The 24,340-nt window shown below is 63.2% G+C and carries 13 protein-coding genes; 7 read left to right on the forward strand and 6 right to left on the reverse strand.

Going from position 1 to position 24,340, the window contains the following annotated elements; genetic code table 11:
• Positions 1–438: 438 nt before the first annotated feature.
• The 4 genes from E4T63_RS09865 to mnmH all read left to right on the forward strand — a co-directional run bounded on the left by E4T63_RS09865 (position 439) and on the right by mnmH (position 13,757).
• On the forward strand, positions 439–10,959 hold the full coding sequence (locus E4T63_RS09865; RefSeq protein ID WP_135295364.1) for an autotransporter-associated beta strand repeat-containing protein: 10,521 nt from the start codon (positions 439–441) through the stop codon (positions 10,957–10,959).
• A gap of 98 nt (positions 10,960–11,057) precedes the next feature.
• On the forward strand, positions 11,058–11,444 hold the full coding sequence (locus E4T63_RS09870; RefSeq protein WP_135295365.1) for a DUF4440 domain-containing protein: 387 nt from the start codon (positions 11,058–11,060) through the stop codon (positions 11,442–11,444).
• Positions 11,445–11,619: 175 nt separating this feature from the next.
• Positions 11,620–12,654, forward strand: coding sequence for a selenide, water dikinase SelD (gene selD, locus E4T63_RS09875; protein ID WP_096797393.1), 1,035 nt, complete (start codon positions 11,620–11,622; stop codon positions 12,652–12,654).
• Positions 12,654–13,757, forward strand: coding sequence for a tRNA 2-selenouridine(34) synthase MnmH (mnmH, locus tag E4T63_RS09880; RefSeq protein ID WP_135295366.1), 1,104 nt, complete (start codon positions 12,654–12,656; stop codon positions 13,755–13,757). The genes selD and mnmH overlap by 1 nt, the downstream gene beginning before the upstream one ends.
• A 136-nt stretch (positions 13,758–13,893) precedes the next feature.
• Here mnmH and E4T63_RS09885 read toward each other — a convergent pair whose 3' ends face one another.
• On the reverse strand, positions 13,894–14,568 hold the full coding sequence (locus tag E4T63_RS09885; RefSeq protein ID WP_135295367.1) for a histidine phosphatase family protein: 675 nt from the start codon (positions 14,566–14,568) through the stop codon (positions 13,894–13,896).
• 223 nt (positions 14,569–14,791) lie between these two features.
• Between E4T63_RS09885 and E4T63_RS09890 the strand changes: the two genes are divergently transcribed.
• Positions 14,792–15,490: a glutathione S-transferase family protein gene (locus E4T63_RS09890; protein WP_098968051.1), complete on the forward strand. Its 699-nt coding sequence runs from the start codon at positions 14,792–14,794 to the stop codon at positions 15,488–15,490.
• A 243-nt stretch (positions 15,491–15,733) separates the two neighbouring features.
• Positions 15,734–16,708: a porphobilinogen synthase gene (gene hemB, locus E4T63_RS09895; protein WP_135295368.1), complete on the forward strand. Its 975-nt coding sequence runs from the start codon at positions 15,734–15,736 to the stop codon at positions 16,706–16,708.
• Between the two features lie 122 nt (positions 16,709–16,830).
• Here the strand turns inward: hemB and E4T63_RS09900 are convergent, their stop codons facing one another.
• Both E4T63_RS09900 and E4T63_RS09905 read right to left on the reverse strand, forming a co-directional pair.
• Positions 16,831–18,366, reverse strand: coding sequence for an FAD-dependent oxidoreductase (locus E4T63_RS09900; protein WP_135295369.1), 1,536 nt, complete (start codon positions 18,364–18,366; stop codon positions 16,831–16,833).
• Between the two features lie 339 nt (positions 18,367–18,705).
• Positions 18,706–20,910, reverse strand: a complete 2,205-nt coding sequence (locus E4T63_RS09905) for a TonB-dependent receptor (protein ID WP_135295370.1) — start codon at positions 20,908–20,910, stop codon at positions 18,706–18,708.
• 324 nt (positions 20,911–21,234) lie between these two features.
• On the opposite strand from E4T63_RS09905, the gene E4T63_RS09910 reads away from it, so the two are divergent.
• The gene (locus E4T63_RS09910) at positions 21,235–22,326 is read left to right on the forward strand and encodes a DUF1615 domain-containing protein (RefSeq protein ID WP_135295371.1); all 1,092 of its coding nucleotides are present in this window, start codon (positions 21,235–21,237) and stop codon (positions 22,324–22,326) included.
• Between the two features lie 7 nt (positions 22,327–22,333).
• Here E4T63_RS09910 and E4T63_RS09915 read toward each other — a convergent pair whose 3' ends face one another.
• The 3 genes from E4T63_RS09915 to E4T63_RS09925 form a co-directional block, all read right to left on the reverse strand.
• Positions 22,334–23,035 carry an anti-sigma factor gene (locus E4T63_RS09915; RefSeq protein WP_135295372.1) on the reverse strand — a complete coding sequence of 234 codons (702 nt, stop codon included), beginning with the start codon at positions 23,033–23,035 and terminating at the stop codon, positions 22,334–22,336.
• Positions 23,032–23,565, reverse strand: coding sequence for a sigma-70 family RNA polymerase sigma factor (locus E4T63_RS09920; RefSeq protein WP_135295373.1), 534 nt, complete (start codon positions 23,563–23,565; stop codon positions 23,032–23,034). Before E4T63_RS09920 ends, E4T63_RS09915 begins: the two co-directional genes overlap by 4 nt.
• Before the next feature lie 228 nt (positions 23,566–23,793).
• Entirely contained in the window at positions 23,794–24,315 is a 522-nt protein-coding gene (locus E4T63_RS09925) for a DUF3455 domain-containing protein (protein ID WP_027613866.1), read from the reverse strand.
• Between the last annotated feature and the right edge of the window lie 25 nt (positions 24,316–24,340).

Consider the following 24,340-nt stretch of genomic DNA (forward strand, 5'->3'; position numbering starts at 1 on the left):
GCGGATCGAGGCCCGGATTCTGCGGGTCTGTACGGTTTTGTTACGAAAAAGCCGTTATCGGCAGGTCGCAAACGTTTGCACAAGGCGTACCAGTTTCTTTTAAACGCTGAAATTCTCCTGTGGGAGCGGGCTTGCTCGCGAAGGCGTCGGGTCAGGTGACACATCCTTCTCAGATACACCGCTTTCGCGAGCAAGCCCGCTCCCACAGGGGGAGTCAGCTGCCGTCGACTCCAGTGTTTACTGGCCGAAACCCGCGTTCTAGACGGTTCTAGTATTAAAGTATTAACACCATTTAATCAGTGCCCCATTGCGGGGCGTCTACTAGCTTGTCAGCCAAGACGCGGTTTTGTGATGACCGTCGCAGTCTTGATTCGCGTGTGGAATAAGCACGTCTCCCACGCCTTCAAGGAAGAATTTGGCCACGACAAGGAGTAGCCCGTGGAAGCAAGGTTTGGTGTCGCCCTCGTTTCGCGTTTTTCCCCACTTTCCCTTGCTGTGCACCTGAGCGTCGCCGGACTGTTGTTCGGCGGCGTCAGCGAGCAGGCGCTCGCGACCTGCTCGGCGGCAGGTTCGACGATTACCTGTTCGGGCGTCCCGACGCTGCCGCTGTTTCTCAATGACTACAGCAGTGCCACCAGCGGCCTGACGGTCAACGTCACCAACGGAGCGCAGATGAACGCCACCCTGGGCGGCAAGGTGCTCAACCTGACCGGGGCCAACATCAACCTGAACAACTCCGGCACCCTCGACCCGGCCTTGCTGGGCCTGGTGTCGATCCTCAGTGGCGGTGCGTTCATCGGTACTGGCGCGACCAGCACGGTGAGCATCGTCAACAACGCCACCGGGCTGATTCGCGGCACCGGCATGTTGCTCGGGCTCAACCTGACCAGCATCGACGGGCTGGGGATTGCCGTGAACAACTCGGTGTCGGGCACCACGACCATCACCAACGACGGCACCATCACCTCCACCGGGCTGTCGGTCGGCGGCATCACCCTGGCCGATACCCCGGTGGTCGGGGTGTATGGCGGTTCGCAAGTCAACATGACCAACAGTGCCAGCGGCACCATCAATGGCCGGATTGCGTTCGAAACGTCAGTGGCGGGCAACACCTTCACCAACGCCGGCAACATCACCGGCGGTGTGTCGATGGGGGCGGGCAGCACCAACACCTTCTACGCGATCACCGGTTCCAGCGTTAACGTCGGCGACGGTGTGCAAGTCTCCGTCGGCCTCGGTGGCCTGATCGGCATCAACCTGACCTTCGCCCCGACCGGAACGATCGATGGCGGCGCGGCGGGTACCAACACGCTGATTCTGCAAAACCCGATCGGCCTTGGCGGCGGCACCACCGGGACGGGCACGGCGTCCAGCGCCACCTACGTCAACTTCAACAACCTGACCCTCAACAGCGGCACGTGGACCTTGCAGGGGCCGTTGGTCAGCGGTGCGACCACGCTCAATGGCGGTGTGGCGCAGTTCAATGACAACGCGGCGTTCGGCAGCGGCGTGCTGACGTCCAACGGCGGGATCCTGCAGGCCAGCAATGCCGGTTTGACGCTGGCCAACCAGATCAACCTGGGCGCCGGCGGCCTGACCCTGCAGGGCATCAACGGCACGACCCTCAACGGGGTGATTTCCGGCACGGGCGGCCTGACCAAGATCGGCAGCGGCCAGCTCAACCTCAACGGCATCAACACTTACACCGGCAACACCGTGCTCAATGGCGGTGTGGTGCTGGTGGGCAACAACCAGTCGTTCAGTACCGGTGGCATCACGGTTGGCGGCTCTTCGAGCATTTCAGCGACGGCACCGATTTCACTGGCTAACGCGATCACGCTCAACAGCACCCTCACCGCAACCGGCACCGGTGCGTTGACCTTGGGCGGGGTAATCAGCGGCGCCGCCAACCTGACCAAGACCGGCAGCGGCAGCCTGACCCTCAACGGCATCAACACCTACACCGGGATCACCAGTCTCAGTGCCGGGGCCTTGCGCGTCGGCAACAACAACGCACTGGGTACCGGTGTGCTCAACACCAGCAACGGCACCAGCCTCGACAGCACCGGCAACGTGACACTGGGCAACAACGTCGGCATCACCGGTGCGCTGAACGTGCTCGGCAGCAATGCGCTGACCCTGGGCGGCATCGTCTCCGGCACCGGTGCGATCACCAAGAGCGGCAGCGCCAGCCTGACCCTGACCGGCAACAACACCAACAGCGGCACCACCGCACTCAATGGCGGCAGCTTGCTCGTTGGCAGCAACACCGCCCTCGGCACGGGCGCATTGAACGCGGCGGCCGGCACCACGCTGGATGCGACCGCCGCCGTGACGTTAGCCAATGCCGTCGCGCTGGCAGGCGGGCTGACCATCGGTGGCACTCAGGCGCTTGGTTTGAGTGGTGTCATCAGCGGCGCCGGCAACCTGATCAAGGGCGGCACTGCGAACCTGACCCTCAGCGGCAACAACACGTTCTCCGGTGGCACCGCGCTGAATAATGGCACGCTGATCGTCGGCTCCAACACCGCGCTGGGCACCGGCGCACTGACCACGGCGGCGGGCACCACCCTCGACGCCAGCACCACCGTGGCGCTGAGCAACGCGGTCGCCCTCGGCGGCAACCTGAACATCGCCGGCAACGCCAATCTGACTCTCGGCGGCATAGTCAGCGGCAGTGGCGGGCTGACCAAGAACGGCGCGGCCAACCTGATTCTCAACGGCGCCAACACCTTCAGTGGCGGAACCACGCTGAATGCCGGCACCCTGACCGTTGGCAACGCCGCCGCATTGGGCAGCGGCGACCTGACCGTCGCGAACGCCGCGACCCTCGACAGCAACACCTCGGTCATCCTCAACAACAACGTCGCCCTCAACGGCAACCTGGCCATCGGCGGCAGCAACGGCATGATCCTCGGCGGCGTGCTAAGCGGCGCCAGCCAGTTGATCAAGAACGGCACGGCCAACCTGACCCTCAACGGCGCCAACACCTTCACCGGTGGCACCGCGCTCAACGCCGGCAGCCTGACCGTCGGCAACGGCGCGGCACTCGGCACCGGCACGTTGACCGTGGGCGGTGCGGGCGCAACGCTTAACAGCAGCGCCAACGTGACGCTGAACAACGCGATTGCCCTGAACGCCAACCTGACTGCCGGCGGTGCCAACCCGCTGACCCTCGGCGGCGTGATCAGCGGCAGCAGCAACCTGATCAAGACTGGCGCTTCGACCCTGACCCTCACCGGCGCCAATACCTACACCGGCTCTACGTCGCTGAACGCCGGGACACTGATCGTCGGCTCCAACACCGCGCTCGGCACCGGCGTGCTCAACGCTGGCAACAACACCACGCTGGACGCCAGCACCGCGACCAGCCTGGCGAACAACGTCAACCTCGGCGGCAACGTGACCATCGGCGGCAGCAATGCGCTGACGCTTGCAGGGGTGGTTTCCGGAGTTGGCGGCCTGACCAAAAGTGGCCCCGCTGATTTGATTCTCAACGGCGCCAACACCTACTTCGGCAACACCGCACTCAACGTCGGCAAGCTGATCGTCGGCAGCAATACCGCGCTGGGCAGCGGTGCGCTGAACGCGGCAGCCGGCACCACGCTGGACACCAACACTGCCGTCACGCTGGGCAATCAGGTCAACCTGGCCGGTGCGATGAACATCGGTGGCAGCGCAGACCTGACCCTCACCGGCACTGTCGCCGGAGCCGGCAGCCTGGTGAAAAACGGCGCGGCCAATCTCAACCTCAACGGCACCAACACCTACGCCGGCGGCACCACGCTGAACGCCGGTACGGTGACCGCCGGCAACAGTTCGGCGCTCGGCACCGGTGCGTTGACCGTTGGCGGCGCGGCAACGCTCGACAGCAGTTCGCCGCTGGTCAGCCTGGCCAACACGGTCGTGCTCAATGCGGCGCTGAGCGTCGGCGGCACCCAGGACCTGACCCTCGGCGGCGTGATCAGCGGCGCCGGCCAACTGGTCAAGAACGGTAGCGCCAACCTGACCGTCAACGGCACCAACACCTTCAGCGGTGGCAGCACGCTCAACGCGGGTACGCTGACACTGGGCTCGGCCGCTGCGTTGGGCAGTGGCGGCCTGACCGTCGGTGGCGCTTCGACGCTGGACACCAGCACCGGCATGAGCGTCGGCAACAACATCACCCTCAACGCCGGCCTGACCCTGGCCGGCAGCAACACCCTGAACCTCAGCGGCGTGATCGATGGCGCCGGCAGCCTGACCAAGGACGGCTTTGGCGATCTGACGCTCAGCGGCAACAACACCTTCACTGGTGCGCTGAACATCGCCTCCGGCAGCGTCACCACCGTGAGCAGCGGGGCGCTGGGCAACACCTCCGGCGCCAACATCAGCGCCGGTGCCAATCTCTATCTCAACAGCAGCGCCAGCCTCAACGGCTTGAGCGGCAGCGGCAGTGTGCAGATCGCCGGCGGCAATACCTTGACCGTGGGGGGGCTGAGCAACACCAGCACCTTTGACGGTGACCTCGGTGGCAGCGGTGCGCTGACCAAAGTCGGTACCGGGACGCTGAACCTCACCGGCAGCAACGGCCTTACCGGCAACACCAATGTCAACGGCGGTACGCTGAATCTCACCGGTTCGCTGGCCAGCACCCAGCTCAATATCAACAACGGCGCCACGCTCACAGGTACCGGTTCGGCGCTTGGCTTCATCACCATTAACAGCGGCGGTCATCTGGCGTTGTCCTCGGGCAACACCTTGTCCACCTCGTCGCTGATTCTCACTGCCAACAGCAATGTCGACGCGAGCCTCGCCACGCCATCGACCTCCTCGCTGATGAACATCGGCGGCAACCTGACCCTCGACGGTAACCTCAACGTCACCGATGCCGGCGGCTTTGGCGTCGGTGTCTATCGCTTGTTCAACTACATCGGCGCACTGACCGACAACGGCCTGACCGTGGCCGGTGTGCCGGTGGGTTATGGCCTCGGTGACATCCTTGTGCAGACCCTTGGCAATCAGGTGAACCTGGTGGTGTCGGCACCGAACACCAACCTGCGTTTCTGGGACGGCAGCCAGACCATCCCGAACGGTAATGTGGACGGCGGCACCGGTACATGGACTGCCGGCGGCACCAACTGGACCAATTCCAACGGCACGCTGAACCAGACCTGGGCCGGCGATTTTGCGGTGTTCCAGGGCACGGCCGGCACAGTGTCGGTCAACGGCACGCAACTGTTCACCGGGATGCAATTCCTCACCGATGGCTACAACGTGGTCAACGGCACGTCGGGTCTGCTGACCGCCGTCAATGGCACCGGCGGCACCACGGCGATGCGGGTCGATCCGGGCGTGACCGCCACGGTCGGCGTGGACATCAACGGCAGCGGCATCCTCAACAAACTCGATGCCGGCACCCTGGTACTCAACGGTGCCAACAGCTACACCGGCGGCACGCAACTGGACGGCGGCAAGATCATCGTCGGCAGCAACACCGCGCTGGGCAGCGGCACGCTGACCGCCAACGCTGGCACACAACTCGATAGCAACACAGCGGTCACTTTGGCGAACGCGGCAACGCTCAATGGCAATCTGACGGTGGTCGGCAGTAATGCGCTGACCCTCAACGGCGTGATCGGCGGGACTGGTGGCCTGATCAAAAATGGCGCGGCCAGCCTGACCCTCGGCGGCAACAACGCTTTCCTCGGGCCGGTGGCGCTGAATGCGGGCGGCTTGATTCTGGCGTCGAACAGCGCGCTGGGCTCGGCCACTCTGAACGCGGCGAGCGGCACCACACTGGATGCCAGCGGCGCCTTTACGGCGGGTAACGCGATCAATCTGGCGGGCAACCTTGGTGTTGTCGGCAGCAACGATCTGACACTGAGCGGCGCGATCAATGGCGCCGGCAGCCTGACCAAGAATGGCGCGGCCAACCTGATCCTGAGCGGGGCCAACAATTTCCTCGGCGGCGTCACTCTCAACGCCGGCACACTGACCACCGGCAGCAACGGCGCACTCGGTCTGGGCAACCTGACCGTGGCCGGTGCCTCGGCGCTGGACAGCAACACCTCGGTGTCGCTGGGCAACAACGTGGTGCTCAATGCCAATCTGACCAATACCGGCAGCAGCGACGTAGCGCTCAGCGGCGTGGTCAGCGGCACCGGCGGTCTGATCAAGAACGGCGCGTCGAACCTGACGCTCAACGGCATTAACACTTACAGCGGCGGCACCACACTGAACGCCGGCACCGTGACCCTTGGCACCTCGGCGGGCCTGGGCTCCGGCGCGGTAACCGTGGCGGGTGCGTCGACCCTCGACACCACCGCGCCGCTGGTGCTGGCCAACAACGTCAACGTCAATGCCAACCTGAGCGTGGCTGGCAACAACAACCTGACGCTCGGTGGCGTAATCGCCGGGGCGGGCACCCTGACCAAGAATGGTCTGGCCGACCTGACGCTGTCCGGCAACAACACCTTCAGCGGCACCTTTGATGTGCAGTCGGGCAGCCTCACGACACTGGGCAACTCGGCATTGGGCAGCAATGCCGGAGTCAATCTCGGCGCTGCGGCGACGCTGAACCTCGGCGGCTCCGGCAGTCTCGCCAGCCTGACCGGTAGCGGTACAGCGCTGATCGGCGGCGGCAACACCCTGAGCATCGGCGGCAACAACGCCAGCAGCCTTTTTGACGGCGTGCTCACCGGCACCGGCGAGTTGAGCAAACTCGGCACTGGTACGCTGACCCTGACCGGCCTCAACAGCCTGACCGGCAACACCACGGTCAACGCCGGCACCTTGAACGTCAGTGGCGCGCTGGACAGCGCCAGCGTACTGGTCAACAGCGGCGGCACCCTGACCGGCGGCGGCTCGCTCGGCGGGGCGGTAACCGTGGCGGATGGCGGTCATCTGGCCGGCGCCACCGGCAGCACCTTGTCGGTCAACTCGCTGGTGTTCAACGCCAACTCCAATTTCGATGTCGGACTGGGCACGCCGGTCTCCGGTGGCGGCAACGCGCTGGTCAACGTCGGCGGCAACCTGACCCTCGACGGCAACCTCAATGTCAGCGACATCGGTGGTTTCGGCAGCGGTGTGTACCGGTTGATCAACTACACCGGCGGCCTGACCGACAACGGCATGCTGATCGGCACGGTGCCGGGCAGCGTCACTCCGGGCGATCTGACCCTGCAAACCGCGCTGGCCAACCAGATCAACCTGCTGGTTACCGCACCGGGCGTCACCGTGCAGTTCTGGGACGGCAATCAACTCGTCGCCAACGGTTCGGTGGATGGCGGCAGCGGTACCTGGGGCGCCGGCACCACCAACTGGACCGACGTCAACGGCACCACCAATCAGGCCTGGACCAACAACTTCGCGGTGTTCCAGGGCACGGCGGGCACGGTCACCGTGAACGGCGCACAAACCATCACCGGCATGCAGTTCGTCACCGATGGCTACAGCCTGCAGGACGGCACCGCGGGTTCGCTGAATCTGGTCAACGGTTCGTTGGGTAACGCCACGGTTCGAGTCGATCCGAACGCCACCGCGACCGTCGGCGTTGCGCTTAACGGCAGCGGCACCCTCGGCAAATACGACACCGGCACGCTGGTGCTCAACGCCGCCAACGGCTACACCGGCGGCACCGCGCTCAATGGCGGCAAGATCGTCGTGGGCAACAACGCAGCGCTCGGCAGCGGTGTGTTGACCGCTGCGGACGGCACCGCGCTGGACAGCAACGCGGCCGTCACGCTGGGCAACGATGTGGTGGTGAACGGTGGCCTGACTGTCGCTGGCAGTAACGCCTTGACCCTCGACGGTGTAGTCAGTGGGGCGGGCAGCCTGATCAAGTCCGGCGCTTCGAGCCTGACCCTCAACGGCAGCAACACCTACAGCGGTGGTACTCAGCTCGCTGGCGGTACGCTGGTGCTGGGCAACAACAGCGCAATCAGCAGCGGTGCACTGAGCGTGACCGGCAACGGCAGCCTCGACAGCACCTCGGCGCTGCAACTGGCCAACGCGATCAATCTGGGGTCGCAACTGACCCTGGCCGGCAACCAGAACACCACGCTGCTCGGCGCCATCACCGGCACCGGCAGTCTGGTGAAAAACGGCAACGGTGACCTCGTGCTTAGCGGCGCCAACACCTACAGCGGCGGCACCACGCTGAACGCTGGCACTACCACCGGCGACACCAGCAGCCTGCAAGGCGCCATCGTCAACAACGCGGCGCTGACCTTCGCGCAGAACGCCGACGGCAGCTACACCGGCAACTTGACGGGCGCCGGCACGCTGAACAAAACCGGCACCGGCCAATTGCTCCTGACCGGCAACAACACCTTCACCGGTGATACCTCGGTGCAGGCCGGCAACCTGATCGTTAACGGCGTGCTCAACAGTGCCAACGTCAACGTCGCCAGTGGTGCGAAAGTCGGTGGCAGCGGGCAACTGGGCGGCAACGTGCAACTGGCCAGCGGTGCGACGCTGACCGGTGGCGGCACGGCTACACCGTTGTCGGTCGGCTCGCTGGCGCTGTCCTCGGGCACCAACCTGGACTTCAGCCTCGGCTCGGCCGCCAGCTCCACCACGGTGGTCAACGTCGCCGGTAACCTGACCCTCGACGGCACGCTGAATATCAGCAACGCCGGCGGTTTCGGCACCGGGGTCTATCAACTGTTCCGCTACGGTGGCAGCCTGACCGACAACGGGCTGGTCTACGGCAGCCTGCCGGTGTCGGCGGCCAACCTGACCCTGCAAACCGCGATCGCCAATCAGGTCAACCTGTTGGTACAAGGCACGCCGGGTGAGGTGCAGTTCTGGAACGGCGGCACTACCAACCCTGATGGCAGCATCGGTGGCGGCAGTGGCGTGTGGGGCCCGGGCACCAACTGGACCGATCCGAGCGGTACGCAGGCGCTGGCGTCCAATGGTCAATTCGCAGTGTTTGGTGGCCAGGCCGGTACCGTCACTGTGCAGGGCAATCAGAACTTCACCGGTCTGCAGTTCCTCACCGGCGGCTACAGCCTGGTGCCGGGCGCTGGCGGTACGCTGACGCCAGTCAACGGTGCGGACGGCAGCCTGGCGCCGGTGCGGGTCAATGCCGGGGCCAGTGCTGAAATCGACGTGCCGCTGATCGGCACCGGCGGCATCGAGAAACTCGATTCCGGCACCCTCGTGCTGACTGGCGCCAATACCTACAGCGGTGGCACCACCGTCAGTGGCGGTACGCTGATCGGTAACACCACGAGTCTGCAAGGCAACATCACCGACAACGCCACGCTGGTGTTCCAGCAAAACACCGATGGCCAGTTCAATGGTGTGCTCAACGGCACCGGCGCGCTGTTCAAACGCGGCGTGAGTCGCCTGTTGATGGTCGGCAATCAACCGTTCAGCGGTACCGTTTCGGTCGATCAAGGCCTGCTGCAAGTCGGCAGCCGTGCGGCCCGGGCTTCGTTGGGCGCACAAGTCATGGTCGCCAACGGCGCAGGCCTGAGCGGTAACGGCAGCGTCGGTTCGGTGGTCAACCACGGTGTGGTGGCTTCCGGTGGCGCTGACGGCACCTTGAGCGTGGCCGGCAACCTGACCAACAGCAGCGATGGTGTGCTGGCGCTGACCGTCAGCTCGCCAACCGCGACACCGTTGGCGGTGGGTGGTACGGCGGCATTGGGCGGCGGTCTGGTGGTCAACAGCCTGGCGCCGTTCACCGGCAACACCACTTACTCGCTGATCACTGCGGGCGGTGGGGTGACCGGCACCTTCAGTGCCACAGATCTGCCGCAGTACGCGTTCCTCGACAGCTCGCTGATCTACGGTGCCGATTCGGTGACCCTGGCCGTGAGCCGCAACGGCAACTCGTTCGCCGACGTCGCTGCCACGGGCAACCAGCGCGGCACCGCCACGGCACTATCCAATAACGGAGCGGCCGGTGCGGCGTTGCAGAACCAGATCGTCAACCTCAGCGTCGCCGGTGCGCGCAATGCGTTCGACAGCCTGTCGGGTGAAATCCACGCCAGCACTGCCAGCGCCATGCTTGAGGATTCGCGCTTCATCCGTGAGGCGGTTAATGACCGTATGCGCCAGCCGTCGTGCAGCGCTGCGGATGATCCACGCAAAACCCTGGCACCGAGCGACACGCAACTGAGCAGCAACGGCTGCCACGGGGAAATGGTCGGCTGGATCCGGGCTATCGGTGCCTGGGGCGACATGGGCGGCGACAGCAACACGGCAAAAGTTGATCGCAACCTCGGCGGTTTTATGCTCGGCACCGACAAGGCGCTGGATGACACCTGGCGTGCCGGGATGGCGGCCGGCTACACCCGCAGCAACCTCAATGCGCGCGATCGCAACTCGGATGCCAAGGTCGACAGCTACCACTTGGCCGGTTATCTGAACTCGCAATTCGATGCACTGGCGGTGCGCCTCGGCGCGGCTTACAGCTGGCACAGCATCGAGACCAAACGCGATGTCAGCGTCGGTACTTACAACGATCGCCTGAAGGCCGATTACGACGCGCGCAGTGCGCAGGTGTTCGGTGAAGTGGGTTACGCGATCAGCGCAGCAGGCGTTGCCATCGAACCGTTCGCCGGGCTTGCCTACGTCAACTACGACAGCGACACCGGCAAGGAAAAAGGTGGAGTGGGGCGCCTGAAGGCCGACGCCGATCAGGACATCACCTACTCGACCCTCGGTGTGCGTGTCGGCAAATTGGTGACCCTGGCCAACGGCAGCCAACTGACGCCACGCGCGGCCATCGGCTGGCGGCATGCCTACGGCGACACCAAACCTGACGCCGACCTGACCTTCATCGACGGCGGCGCCTCGTTCAGCACCCAGGGCGTACCCATCGCCAAGGACAGCGCATTGCTCGAAGCCGGCATCGACTTCCAGGTGACCCCGACCGGCAAGCTGGGCATCGGCTACTCAGGCCAGGTGTCGAGCGACAACAACGACAGCGCGTTCAACATCAGCTTCAGTCAAAGCTTCTGAATCATGGTCGAAGTACTTTAGCCGCCCGAAAGGGCGGTTTTTTTTGCACAATCGAAAGCCTTTGTGGCGAGTGATTTCTGCACTGAGGTAGGAACGAGATGGATCTGTCGAAGCATTTGTTACATCTGGAAAACCGCTTGCTGTCGCGCGCCGTGCGCGAGGATGCCGCAGAACTGGCGAGATTGATCGCGGACGACTTTGTCGAATTCGGCGCCAGCGGCGGCATCTGGAATAAATCCGATGTACTGGAAGCATTACCGCAGCAAGTGTTCGCACAACGTACCGTCAGTCAGTTCACGCTCAAGCAATTGTCGGAAGATTCGGCTCTGGTGACGTATCACTGCCATACCGTAGCTGGCGGCCAGCGGGTGCCGGCGGACAGTTTGCGCAGTTCGGTATGGCGGCGGCAGGGTGAGCAGTGGCAGATGGTTTTTCATCAGGGCACTTTTGTGCCCGGCCGTGAAACCGTGGAGACCCGTCGATAGCTTTCGCGAGCAAGCCCGCTCCCACACTGGATCTTCAGTGAACACAGGATTTGTGGATGACAGCGATCCCCTGTGGGAGCGAGCTTGCTCGCGAAGGGGGCCGAACATTCAGCGCAAAAATCAGCCGGCCCGCGCTCTGCTAGAATCCGCCCCATCAACTGCCAGAGACTCTCCCATGAGCGAGCCGATTCGCCTGACCCAATACAGCCACGGTGCCGGTTGTGGCTGCAAGATTTCCCCGCAGGTGCTGGAAGTGATTCTGGCCGGCAGCGGTGCGCAGAACCTTGACCCGAAACTGTGGGTCGGCAATGCCTCGCGTGATGATGCGGCGGTGTACGAGATCGACGCCGAGCGCGGTGTGGTGTCGACCACCGACTTCTTCATGCCGATTGTCGACGATCCGTTCGACTTCGGCCGTATCGCCGCGACCAACGCGATCAGCGACATCTATGCGATGGGCGGCGATCCGTTGATGGCGATTGCGATCCTCGGCTGGCCGGTGAATGTGCTGGCGCCGGAAGTGGCGCGGGAAGTGATTCGCGGCGGGCGCGCGGTGTGTGACGCCGCCGGCATTCCGCTAGCCGGTGGGCATTCGATCGATGCGCCGGAGCCGATTTTCGGCCTGGCCGTGACCGGTCTGGTGGAAAAGCGCCACATGAAGCGCAACGACACCGCCACCGCCGGTTGCCTGCTGTACCTGACCAAGCCGTTGGGCATCGGCATCCTCACCACCGCCGAGAAGAAAGGCAAATTGCGTTCCAGCGACATTGGCGTGGCCCGTGACTGGATGTGCACCCTGAACAAACCCGGCAGCCGTTTTGGCAAACTGGCCGGCGTCACCGCGATGACCGACGTTACCGGTTTCGGCCTGCTCGGGCATCTGGTGGAAATGGCCGACGGCAGCCACCTGACCGCACGTATCGGCTACAACCACGTGCCGCGTCTGGACAGCGTCGAGTACTACCTCGAACAGGGCTGTGTGCCCGGTGGCACCTTGCGTAACTTTGACAGCTATTCGAGCAAGCTCGGCCGTCTGCAGGAGTTGCACAAGCGCGTGCTGTGCGACCCGCAGACCAGCGGCGGTCTGTTGATTGCAGTTACACCGGAAGGCAACGCCGAATTCCTCGCCGTGGCTGCCGAACTGGGCCTGAACCTGGCGCCGATCGGCGAGCTGGTCGAGCGACAGACCCACGCAGTCGAGGTGAACTGATGTCACGCGACTGCACCGATTACCGCGATATTTTCCTCAACGACCGGCCGATGATGGATGCCCGTGCGCCGATCGAGTTTGCCCACGGCGCGTTTCCGGGCGTGGTCAACCTGCCGCTGATGAACGACCGCGAGCGCGAGCAGGTGGGCACCTGCTACAAGCAGCATGGGCAACAAGCCGCCATCGCCCTGGGTGAGCGGCTGGTGTCTGCCGAAGTGCGGGAGCAGCGCATTCAAGGCTGGGTCGAGTTTGCCCGGGCACACCCCGACGGCTATCTGTATTGCTTTCGCGGCGGCTTGCGTTCGCAGATCGTCCAGCAATGGATCAAGGAAGAGGGCGGGATCGATTACCCGCGTGTCGGCGGTGGCTATAAGGCGATGCGTACGTTCCTGCTGGAGACGATCGATCAGGCCGTGGCCGAGTGCGATATGGTGCTGCTGGGCGGCATGACCGGCACCGGCAAGACCGAATTGCTGGTGCAGTTGCGCAACGGACTGGATCTGGAAGGCCACGCCAATCATCGGGGCTCGAGTTTCGGCAAGCGCGCCACCGGCCAACCGACCAACATCGATTTTGAAAACCGTCTGGCCGTTGATCTGCTGAAAAAGCGCGCCGGCGGGATCCAGCAGTTTGTGCTGGAAGACGAGAGCCGGGTAGTCGGCAGTTGTGCCTTGCCATTGCCGCTGTACCGAGGCATGCAAGTGGCGCCGATGGTCTGGCTCGAAGACAGCCTGGAGCAGCGGGTCGAGCGGATTCTGCAGGATTACGTGATCAACCTGCACGCCGAGTTTGTCGCGGTGCATGGCGAGCAGGGCTTTGCGCTGTATGCCGAGCGGCTGATTGCGAGTTTGAACAATATCCAGCGCCGGCTGGGCGGCGAACGCCATCAGCGGATGTTCCTGCAGATGGAAGAGGCCTTGGCGGAGCAGGCGCGCAGCGGTTCGGTCGAGCAGTTCCGTGACTGGATCAGCGTGTTGCTGCGCGAATATTACGACCCGATGTATGCGTTCCAGCGTGAGAAGAAGGGCGGGCGGATCGAGTTTGCCGGGGAGCGCGGGGCGGTGCTGGAGTATTTGCGTGAGCGGGTGAATCAGCGGGTTTGAGGGTGCTCTTGCGGGCCTCTTCGCGAGCAAGCCCGCTCCCACATTGGGTCTCCACTGGGCAGAAATTTCTGCCTGACGCAGATCCCCTGTGGGAGCGGGCTTGCTCGCGAAAGGGCCGGTACAGGCAGCGCAAAACTCAAGTCGGACAAGTCACCTTGCCGTTATCCAGCCCCTGCTTGTAGCTGTGGCTCTGCAGGCTGGCCTTGCCGTTGTGCCAGGTCAGGGTCAGCACGTACAGCGAATCGAAATCGCCAGCCGCCCAGTCATCGGTGATGGTCTGCTTTTCGCCGACTGCCTTGCCGGCAACCTTGTTGATCAGTTCCGGCAAATAGCCGTGCGACCATGCGGTGTAGATCGTCGCGTTGTGGTACTTGTCCTCGGTCAGCTCGCGCGCCAGATCACTGGTGTCGTTGGCGGAGAACTCGATGTTCACCGGCAGGCCGAGCTTGATCGCTGCGGGACTGATGGTCATCAACGGGCGGATGTAGCTGTAGGAGTTGTCTTGTTCGCCTTCCTCGACATTGCGTGTCGGGTTGGCGGCGAACACGTAATCGGCCTTGCCGAATTTTTCCGGCAGCAGGGTCGACAGCTCGATCGCCCGGTTCAGACCCTGACAGTTGAGCTGACCGAGACCGCCCTCGGGTTTTTCCGCGTGGCGCAGGAAGATCAGCGTCTGCGTACCGTCCACCGGTTGCGCGCGAATCTGGCTCGATTCGAGCGACAAAGTCAGCGCACTGACTGCCAGCAGGGAGGGCAGGGCCACATAGGCGCGATGTTTGAAGCGTTTGGCGAAACTCATGAGGTTCGTCATTGAATATAGGATTCTTCAGCAAATTCGGTTGGGGCTGACCAACCCTTACACCGCGGGCTCCCAGCACCGGGTGTTGTCCATGTCGTGTCGTACTTCCCTTGCAAAGACATAGCTCAGAGTCCACTGAGGCCGCTTGGTTCGATCCTGGCTTCTGCACACTAGCTGCAGAATGTTACGGTTCCTGGATTATGATCAGCGCTTTCCATGTGACTGGATGTTTCCCATGACCGATCTGTCCGCGTTCCCCATCACCCAGAAATGGCCGGCGCAGTACCCTGACTGGATTCAGCTCTATTCCCTGCCGACCCCCAACGGCGTCAAGGTCTCGATCATGCTCGAAGAGATCGGCCTGCCCTACGAGCCGCACCGCGTGGGCTTCGACACGCAGGATCAGCTGTCTCCCGAGTTCCTGTCGCTGAACCCCAACAACAAGATTCCGGCGATCCTCGACCCCCACGGCCCGCAAGACCAGCCGCTGCCGCTGTTCGAATCCGGCGCGATCCTGATCTACCTCGCCGACAAGAGCGGCCAGTTGCTCGCCCAGGAGGGCGCGCTGCGCTACGAGACGATTCAGTGGCTGATGTTCCAGATGGGCGGTATCGGCCCGATGTTCGGTCAGCTCGGTTTCTTCAACAAATTCGCCGGCAAGGACTACGAGGACAAGCGTCCGCGTGACCGCTATGTCGAGGAGAGCAGACGCCTGCTCAACGTGCTCGACAAACGCCTGGAAGGTCGTGACTGGATCATGGGCGAGCGCTACACCATCGCCGACATCGCCACGTTCCCGTGGGTGCGTAACCTGATCGGGTTCTATGAGGCGGGGGATCTAGTGGGCATCAGCAACTTCCCGAACGTGACCCGGGTGCTGGAGCGATTTCTGGCTCGCCCGGCTGTGGTGCGCGGGTTGACCATTCCTTCCTGAGGCCACACATAACCCTGTGGGAGCGGGCTTGCTCGCGAAGGCGTCGTGTCAGTCAACACGTCTTTTTCTGATACACCTCCTTCGCGAGCAAACCCGCTCCCACAGGAATAGTGATGACGCCCGCAGATTATTGCGTCCTCGGTAACGCACTGTTGATTGATCCAGGTTTGTACCTGCGCCCACCGAAGGCATAAGCTTCGCCCCCTACGACTTTCGTCTCATCTGCCGTTTTCAGGAAGATCCATGTCCAGCCAGTTCCCCGAAGCACGTCCCCGCCGTCTGCGCCGCAATGCGAGCCTGCGCAGCCTGTTCCAGGAAACCGAGTTCAGCCTGAATGATCTGGTGCTGCCGATTTTCGTCGAAGAAGAGATTGACGACTTCGTGCCGATCAAGAGCATGCCGGGGGTGATGCGCATTCCCGAGCGCAAGCTGGCCAGTGAAATCGAGCGTTATGCCCGTGCCGGGATCAAGTCGGTGATGACCTTTGGCGTGTCCCATCACCTGGACGCCAACGGCAGCGACACCTGGCGCGAAGAGGGACTGGTTTCGCGCATGTCGCGGATTGCCAAGGACGCGGTGCCGGAAATGATCGTGATGTCCGACACCTGCTTCTGCGAATACACCGATCACGGCCACTGCGGCGTGATGCACAACCACGAAGTCGACAATGACCAGACCCTGATCAACCTTGGTAAACAGGCGGTGGCCGCGGCGCGTGCCGGTGCTGACGTGATCGCCCCGTCGGCGGCGATGGACGGTCAGGTGCGGGCAATTCGCCGGGCACTGGATGACGCCGGTTTCACCCAGATTCCGATCATGGCCTACTCGACCAAATTCGCCTCGGCGCTGTACGGCCCGTTCCGCGAAGCCGGTGGCAGCGCGCTGAAGGGCGACCGCAAAAGTTATCAGATGAACCCGATGAACCGCCGCGAAGCCCTGCGCGAATCGCTGCTCGACGAGCAGGAAGGCGCCGATGCGCTGATGGTCAAGCCGGCCGGTGCGTACCTCGACATCATCCGCGACATTCGTGAAGCCTCGAACCTGCCGCTGTCGGCGTATCAGGTCAGCGGCGAGTACGCGATGATCAAGTTCGGCGCCCAGGCCGGTGCAATCGACGAGGATCGCGTGGTGCGCGAAAGCCTGGGCGCGATCAAGCGCGCGGGGGCGGACCTGATCTTCACCTACTTTGCGATGGATCTGGCGCTGGCCGGGATCTGAACCCCAGCGCATAGCCCCTGTAGGAGTGAGCCTGCTCGCGATAGCGGTGTATCAGTCACAGCATCTTTGACTGACACACCGCTATCGCGAGCAGGCTCACTCCTACAGTTTTTTGTGCTGTGTCAGGGGCAGTTGAAGTAGGGTCGGATCCCGTGATCCCGGAAATACCGCTCGATCACCTTCGGATCCGCGCTGTTATCGGCTATCGCCACATAGGTATCCGGGCGCAACAGGTAAAAACCGTTACGCCCCAACCCCGCCGTGTCAAACGCCGGCCGCCAGTCGAACACGTGCAGCGGCAGATGGTGTTCATTGCACCAGGCGATCATCTCGTCGCTGGTGTCGCCGTACACGTGCACCTGCCAGCAGGGCTGGCGCAGTGGCTCGAAATTATCCCCCTCGCCATCATGCGCCCACGGCAAGCGGTCGCCGCCATGCACATGGCCGGCCGTGCCTTGGCTCAGCGGCATGCCGCGATAGTTGAGGGTGACCTGTGAGACGGTGCGAAAGAGGAACTCGCGGCTGGCCTCGAACGTGGCCATTTTCGGGATCAAAAAGGGTGCCAGGCGCGTACGCAGCAGATCGGCGATGCGCCCTTCGGCGGTGACGAAGCTGAACACCTTGTCGGTGGTTGACACCAGCCGCCGGGCGAAGGCGATGCGTTCGGTTTCGTAAGTGTCGAGCAGCTTCGCCGTGGCGCTGCCGTTGAGCACGGCGGCGAGTTTCCAGGCCAGGTTGATCGCATCGCCAATGCCGGTGTTCATGCCCTGGCCGCCGGCAGGGCTGTGCACATGCGCGGCGTCGCCGAGGAGAAACGCCCGACCGCTGCGAAAGTGCTCGGCCACGCGGTGATGCACGCGGTAGGTGGAGAACCAGTTGACCTCGTCGATGTGAACTTTCAGGTGCTCGATGGCGCGGCTGCTGACGTCGGCAAATTGCAGGGTTTCGGCGCGGTCGGCACGTTCGTCACGCACGGTGCCGATCAGTCGGGCACGGCCTTCACCGGCCAGCGGGAACACCGCGAGAAAATCCGCTTCGTCCAGATCCAGGTGCAGCTCGCCATTCAGCGCCGGGCCGCTGGCCTGCACATCCGCCACGTAGAAAATCTGCTGATAGGTGCCGCCCGGGAACCCGGTGTCGAGGGTTTTTCGCACCACCGAGCGCGCGCCGTCGCAGCCTGCCAGAAAGCACGCCTGACAGATTTCCTGCTGCCCGTCCGGTAAGCGCAGATGCGCGCTGAGGCCGTCGCCGGTTTCTTCGAAACTCACAAGCTCGGTGTTGCGCTCAACCGTCACGTCATAGTCTTCGAGGCGTTCGAGCAGGAGCCGTTCGTGCAGGTCCTGGGGGAAGATTTCGATGAACGAGTAGGGCGTCAGGCCTTCGCCGATGCGCTGCAACGGCAACTGCGCGACCGGTTTGCCCTTGACCCAGAAATTCGCCGCCGCGACCTTGTGGCCGTTGCGCACCACGGTGTCGGCCAGGTCCAGCTGGCGATACAACTCCAGGGTGCGCGCCTGCACCGCCAGTGCTCGTGAGGTGGTGCCGGGCGCGGAGGTCTTGTCGATGATGCGCACGCGCACGCCCAGTTTGCTCAGCCACAGGGCCAGCACCAGACCGGTCGGGCCGGCACCGATGATCAGTACGTCGCTGCGGTTCATGGGCCTGTCCTCCGTTGGCTGCGCAGCAAGTATGGATCAGATGGAAAGGGTGGCCAGTTGATCGGTCAGACGGAAAAAGGCCCCGCAGCGGTGGGGCTGTGGGGCCTTTTTTCGGGTGTTTGGCAGGAGATTTGGTGACAGTGAAATTTGCCCCCTCACCCCAGCCCTCTCCCCCAAAGGGGGCGAGGGGGAAAGGGAGCCGATTTGGGTGCCTTTCAAAACCTTAGTTCGACTCGGTGGCACACGTCGGCGTGACTCGAAAGAACACCGCGGTCAGTCCCCTCTCCCTACGGGAGAGGGCTAGGGTGAGGGGCTTTTGAGGGTGAGGGCTTCTCAGCTTTAAAAATCGATAGTGCCCGACAGCTTCGCCACCCGCGGCTCACCCTGGGTCAGATAGCCGCCCTGCGCCGATTCCCAATACTTCTTGTTGGCCAGGTTTTCGACGCCCAGACGCAGGGTCACGTCTTTCTGCGAGACCTTGAACGCATAACGCGCACCCGCGTCGAAGCGATTCCAGGTTGGCAGGCTGAGGTTGTTGGCCGCGTCGGCGTACTGGCCGCCGGTGCGCAGCATCCGCGCATTCAGCGCCACGCCTTGCAGGCCCGGTACATCCCAATCGGCGCCGGCGTTGAACTGGAAGCTCGGCACGCCGATGGCACGGTTGCCGTCGTTGGCGCCGTTCTGGGTGTTGCGCAGTTCGGTGTCCATCAGCGTCAGGCCGCTGATCAGGCGCAGGCCATTGATCGGCTCGCCGAACACGTTCATCTCTACGCCTTTGTTGATCTGCTCGCCTTCACGCACGTAAGTGCAGGTGGTGGCGCTGTTGATTTCACAGTAGCCATCGCTCGGCTGCTCGATGCGATAGACGCCCAGGCTCGCGCCGTAAGTGCCCATGTCGACCTTGACCCCGGCCTCGGTCTGCTTGGAGCGGGCCGGTGCGTAGACTTCGTTGCCGTTGGTCACGCGCAAGCCGCCGGTGCTGGCTGGCGAGGTCGGCCCCTGGGCCAGGCCTTCGATGTGGTTGGCGTAGAACGACACGTGTTCCCACGGCTTGAACACGATGCCGTAGACCGGCGTGGTGATCGATTCGTCGTAGCTCGACTTGCGGCTGCCGCTGCCGTAACTGGCGTAGTTGTAGCCTTGCACCACCAGTTGCTGGCGACGCAGGCCAGCGGTGATCAGCAGGCGATCATCGAAGAAACCGAGGGTGTCGGAGAGCGCGAGGCTGCGGTTGAAGGTCTTGCCGACGATGCCCGGGTCATTGAGATCGCCGCCGGAAAAATTGCCGACCGGCGACGGCGTTTCCACCGGGTGGTAGATGTTGTTGGCGTACTTGGTCAGGTCGAAATCATAGGCACTGCGCTGTTCGGCCCACAGACCGCTGAGGCCGAAATTGAGCTTGTGGCTGACGGCGCCGGTGTTGAACTTGCCGTTGAGACCGGCCATCAGGCTGGTGTTGTCCTCATCGTGGGGGATGAACGAGCCGGTGGTGTAGGAGGCGCCGTTGTTGCCCACCAGCGTGGTCGAATTGTAGCGCCCGACCTCGCGGGTGTGCTTGGCGCCGCCAGCGACGTACGCGGTCCAGTTGTCGTTCAGGTCGTACTCGGCGCGGAGCATGCCGAAGGTGTCTTCGATGTCGGTGTAGCCCCACTTCGGCGCGTAGTTGGTGTCGGCCGACGGCGCGTCCGGAATGTGCGTGGCGGTGCCGAGGTTGACCGAGTTGCGGCCACCGTTGACGCGTTCCTTCTGGTAGGCGAAGTCGCCGGAAATACGCAGCGCGTCACCACGATAGTCGAGGCCGATGCTGAACAGTTTCGAGCGCTGGTTTTCGTGATCGATGCCGGTGTCGCCTTCGCGCTGGGACAGGTTGATCCGCGCGCCGAAGCGGTTGTCTTCGCCGAATCGCTGGCCGATATCAAAGTGCTGACCGATGCGACCTTCGCTGTTGATATCGGTGGTGTAGCGGCGCAGCGGCTCGTCGCCGGCACGTTTGGGTTGCAGGTTGACGCCGCCACCGATGCCGGAGCCGGTCGGGGTCACGCCGTTGATGAAAGCGTTGGGACCTTTGAACACTTCCACGCGCTCCAGGGCGTCAGTGGAAATGATCTGCCGCGGCAGCACGCCGTACAGGCCGTTATAGGAAATGTCGTCGCCGTTTAGCGGCAAGCCGCGGATCATGAACACCTGCGCCTGGTTGGAGAAGCCCGAGGCCTGACGCACCGACGAATCATTGAGCAACACGTCGGCAACGTTTTCCGCTTGCTGGTCCTGAATCAGCTGTTCGGTGTACGACGCGGCGCTGAACGGCGCGTCCATCATGTCCTGATTGCCGAGCACGCCGAGCTGACCGCCACGGGCGACCTGACCACCGGCGTAGACCGGGGGCAGGGCGTTGGACGTTGGCGTTTGGGCGTTGATGTTGACGTTGTCGAGCACCAGCTCCTTGCCGTTTTCGTCGGCAGCGTGAGCGGTGACAGTCAGGGAGCACAGCAGGGCAAGAAGCGTCGGGCGAAACGGGACGGCGAGTCGAGCTGAAACGGGCATGTCGATACCTGGAGGCGTGCGGCTGGTGAGAAAATTAGAACGGCGCGGGGAACTCCTTGCGCAAATACGACTCCAGGCGCAAATGATAGGAGTTCGCAGTAACGTTTTGCAATCAGTTTATCTTGCTGAATTTCCCGATCCGAATGGAAACCTGTAGTGAGGGGATTTATCCCCGATGGCGCGCGGAGCGGGTCGCTTTGATATTGGAAGGCTGCTGCGAAGTCCATCGGGGATAAATCACCTCACCACAAAGGTCACAGTCCTAGCCTGCGTCACACTTTTGATCGTATGGTGAACCCGCCTCAATGCACGCCAAGGAGCGCCATGCACACCCCTCGATTACTCGTTACCCTCGCCGCGCTGTTGGTGCTCGCCGGTTGCGCCGGCCAGCGCAGTCAGGAGCCTGTTCCGCGCGCACCCGCCGAAGTGAAAGCCGAAATAGTGCGGCTGATGCCGGCGAAAGTGCCCGACCGTCAAGGCTGGGCCACCGACATCTACGCCGCGTTCGCCGCGCAGAACATCAGCCCGACCACGCAAAACCTGTGTTCGGTGCTGGCCGTGGCCGAGCAGGAATCCACCTTCCAGGCCGACCCCACGGTGCCGGGCCTGGGCAAGATCGCCCGCGACGAAATCGACCGTCGTGCCGCCAAAGTGCATATTCCCAGTCTGTTGGTCAGTGGCGCTCTGCAAGTGCGCTCCACCAACGGCAAGACCTACAGCGAACGCCTGAACGCGGCACGCAGTGAAAAAGAACTCAGCGCCATTTTTGACGACTTCATCGGCAGAGTGCCGATGGGCCGCACCTTGTTCGGCGGCTTCAACCCGGTACACACCGCCGGACCGATGCAGGTCAGCATCGAATTCGCCGAGCAGCACGCCAAGGAGTATCCGTACCCGGTAGACGGCACGATCCGCCACGAAGTGTTCACCCGCCGTGGCGGCATGTACTTCGGCATCGCGCATTTACTTGGCTACCCGGTGAGTTACCGCGAGCCGCTGTACCGCTTCGCCGACTTCAATGCCGGCTGGTACGCCAGCCGCAATGCCGCGTTCCAGAACGCCGTCAGCCGAGCTTCGGGCATCCCGCTGGCGCTGGATGGCGACTTGATTCGCTACGACTCGATCATGCCTGGCAGCACCGAACTGGCGGTGCGCACCCTCGGCAAGTCGCTGGGCATGCGCAACCCGACCATTCGCGATCAACTGGAGAAGGGCAAGACCCTGGAGTTCGAAGAGACCAGACTCTATCAGCGGGTGTTCGAACTGGCGGAGCAAGCGGAGGGAAAAAAACTGCCGCGTGCGGTGTTGCCGGGGATCGTGCTGCAGAGCCCGAAAATCACCCGCAAACTGACCACGGCGTGGTTCGCCAAACGCGTGGATGAGCGCTACAAGCGTTGCATGTCCAAGGCCGGTTGACGCGGCTTCAAATCACTTTGACGGCTCGGCCAATGGCCTGAATCGGCCCGGTCGGTTTACCGATCGGCGAGCCATTGGCGCCTTCCAGCGTCAGCTCGAACAGTTGATTCGGTTGCAGCGGCGGCAATTTATCCAGCGGCACCGAGAGCGTCTGCCCCGGTTTGACCAGCCCCAGCGACACCGGCCCTTGCCAGCCGTCAGCCTTGGTCCAGAACTCCAGCGCCTTGTCCGCCGGCACTTCGACCACGCCCAGCGGGATTAACTGGATTTCACGCGGATTACTGGCCTGAATCACCCAGCCTGGCGCCTTGTCCTGCGGCGCGACCAGCACCACCAGATAATTCGGCTTCGGCGTGGTCTGGGTCAGCAGGATCGAGCCCAAAACCAATGTGGCGGCCAAGCCGGCCGCACTCAAGCCGCGCCACAGCGGCAGCAGATTCCACCACGAGGTTGACGGCGCAGCCGGCGCTTTTTGCGCGAACCGCTCGACACTGCGCTCGATGCGCGGCCACAAGTGCGGCGAAGGCTGCTGCGTGCCGGCAAATTCGGTCAGGTCGAGCAAGCGTCGCTCCCAGGCATCCACCGCCGCTTGCAGTTCGGGGTCGTATGGCAAGCGCTGTTGCAGCGCTTCACGCTCCGGCGCCGACAGGGTGCCGAGCACGTACTCACTGGCCAGTTCATCACGTTCCTGCGCCGATTCAGTGGTCATCCCATGCACTCCCGCAAAGCGTTGAGGCTGCGTTTGATCCAGGCTTTGACCGTGCCCAGCGGCGTGCCCAGGCGCGCGGAAATCTGTGCATGACTGTAGCCGTCGACATAGGCGTGGAGAATGCAGCTTCGCCGCTGCGGGTCGAGTTGTTCCAGACAACGATGGATCCGCGCCGAATGGTCCTGCACATCGAAGGCGTCCTCGTCAGGCTCGGCATCGTGTTCTTCGTTGAACGGCGCCTCCCGGCTTTGATCACGCAGCTGGTTCAACGCCAGATGCCGGGTCACGCTGAACATCCAGCCGCGCGCTGAACCGCGCGCCGGATCAAATTGCGCCGCACCGTTCCAGATCTTGATAAACGCCTCATGCACGATGTCTTCGGCCAGCGCCGCGTCACGTATCAGTCGTTTTGCAACGCCGAGCAGGCGCGGGCCTTCCTGCACGTACAAATCGCGCAGGGCCGACTGCTCGCCGCGGGCACAGGCAGCGAGACGGGCTTCGTAATCAAACAGCGGTTCAGGCAAAGACATGGGGTGCAATCTAGCTCACATTCTTCAAACATCCAGACAACACAGTCTTCTACTGTGGGAGCGAGCCTTTGTGGTGAGGGGATTCATCCCCGACCGGCTGCACAGCAGCCGTAACCGTTGGTTGCGGTGAATGCCTGACTCCGCAGTTGCCGGATTTTGGGGCGCTTCGCGCCCCATCGGGGATGAATCCCCTCGCCACAAGTTCGCTCCCATAGGGACATCAAGGAACTAGTTCGCCGCCCAGAAAATGTAGTCGGCCTGATACTTCACCACTTCCTGCTTGCCCTTGTTCGCTGCTGTGCATTCACTGCCCGGTGCCACGCCGCCCTTGAGCGCGACACGCTGGATATAACTCACGCCGCTCATCGCGCCTTTGCCTTCAGCCGGGTTGGCCTTGACCAGTTGATAGGGCAGGTTGCCCGGGCTCGACGGAGCGACGGCCAATTGCGTGCCGGTGACTTTCGATCCGTCCTTGGCCTGCCAGGTGGCTGGCGGGCCGAAGTAGGTGCCGACCTGCTTGCCGCTGCGATCATTGAGCACCGCTTTCGGGCCGACGAAGGTCCATTCGGTCTGCCCCGCGGCATTGGGCTTGTCGCGGCATTCGTAAGTGATCTCGCCGACGCCGGTGGTTTCCATGGCGATCTTGTGGCCTTCCGGGACTTTGATCGCATCGGGATAGCTGCTTTGGGCGAAGGTTGTCGAGGACAGGGCGAGCAAACCGGTGAGGCCAATCAGTTGGGTGATGTTCATCAGTGTTATCTCCGAAAGGGGTAGA

The organism is Pseudomonas fluorescens (assembly GCF_004683905.1).
In the GTDB taxonomy this organism is placed as follows: Bacteria; Pseudomonadota; Gammaproteobacteria; order Pseudomonadales; family Pseudomonadaceae; genus Aquipseudomonas; species Aquipseudomonas putida_A.

Bases quoted from the DNA above. Each gene is read 5' to 3' on its own strand.
- E4T63_RS09900 (WP_135295369.1), bottom strand. From the start codon at position 18,366: ATGAACCGCAGCGACGTACTGATCATCGGTGCCGGCCCGACCGGTCTG.
- E4T63_RS09925 (WP_027613866.1), bottom strand. From the start codon at position 24,315: ATGAACATCACCCAACTGATTGGCCTCACCGGTTTGCTCGCCCTGTCC.
- hemB (WP_135295368.1), top strand. From the start codon at position 15,734: ATGTCCAGCCAGTTCCCCGAAGCACGTCCCCGCCGTCTGCGCCGCAAT.
- mnmH (WP_135295366.1), top strand. From the start codon at position 12,654: ATGTCACGCGACTGCACCGATTACCGCGATATTTTCCTCAACGACCGG.
- selD (WP_096797393.1), top strand. From the start codon at position 11,620: ATGAGCGAGCCGATTCGCCTGACCCAATACAGCCACGGTGCCGGTTGT.
- E4T63_RS09890 (WP_098968051.1), top strand. From the start codon at position 14,792: ATGACCGATCTGTCCGCGTTCCCCATCACCCAGAAATGGCCGGCGCAG.
- E4T63_RS09870 (WP_135295365.1), top strand. From the start codon at position 11,058: ATGGATCTGTCGAAGCATTTGTTACATCTGGAAAACCGCTTGCTGTCG.
- E4T63_RS09915 (WP_135295372.1), bottom strand. From the start codon at position 23,035: ATGACCACTGAATCGGCGCAGGAACGTGATGAACTGGCCAGTGAGTAC.
- E4T63_RS09905 (WP_135295370.1), bottom strand. From the start codon at position 20,910: ATGCCCGTTTCAGCTCGACTCGCCGTCCCGTTTCGCCCGACGCTTCTT.
- E4T63_RS09920 (WP_135295373.1), bottom strand. From the start codon at position 23,565: ATGTCTTTGCCTGAACCGCTGTTTGATTACGAAGCCCGTCTCGCTGCC.
- E4T63_RS09910 (WP_135295371.1), top strand. From the start codon at position 21,235: ATGCACACCCCTCGATTACTCGTTACCCTCGCCGCGCTGTTGGTGCTC.
- E4T63_RS09885 (WP_135295367.1), bottom strand. From the start codon at position 14,568: ATGACGAACCTCATGAGTTTCGCCAAACGCTTCAAACATCGCGCCTAT.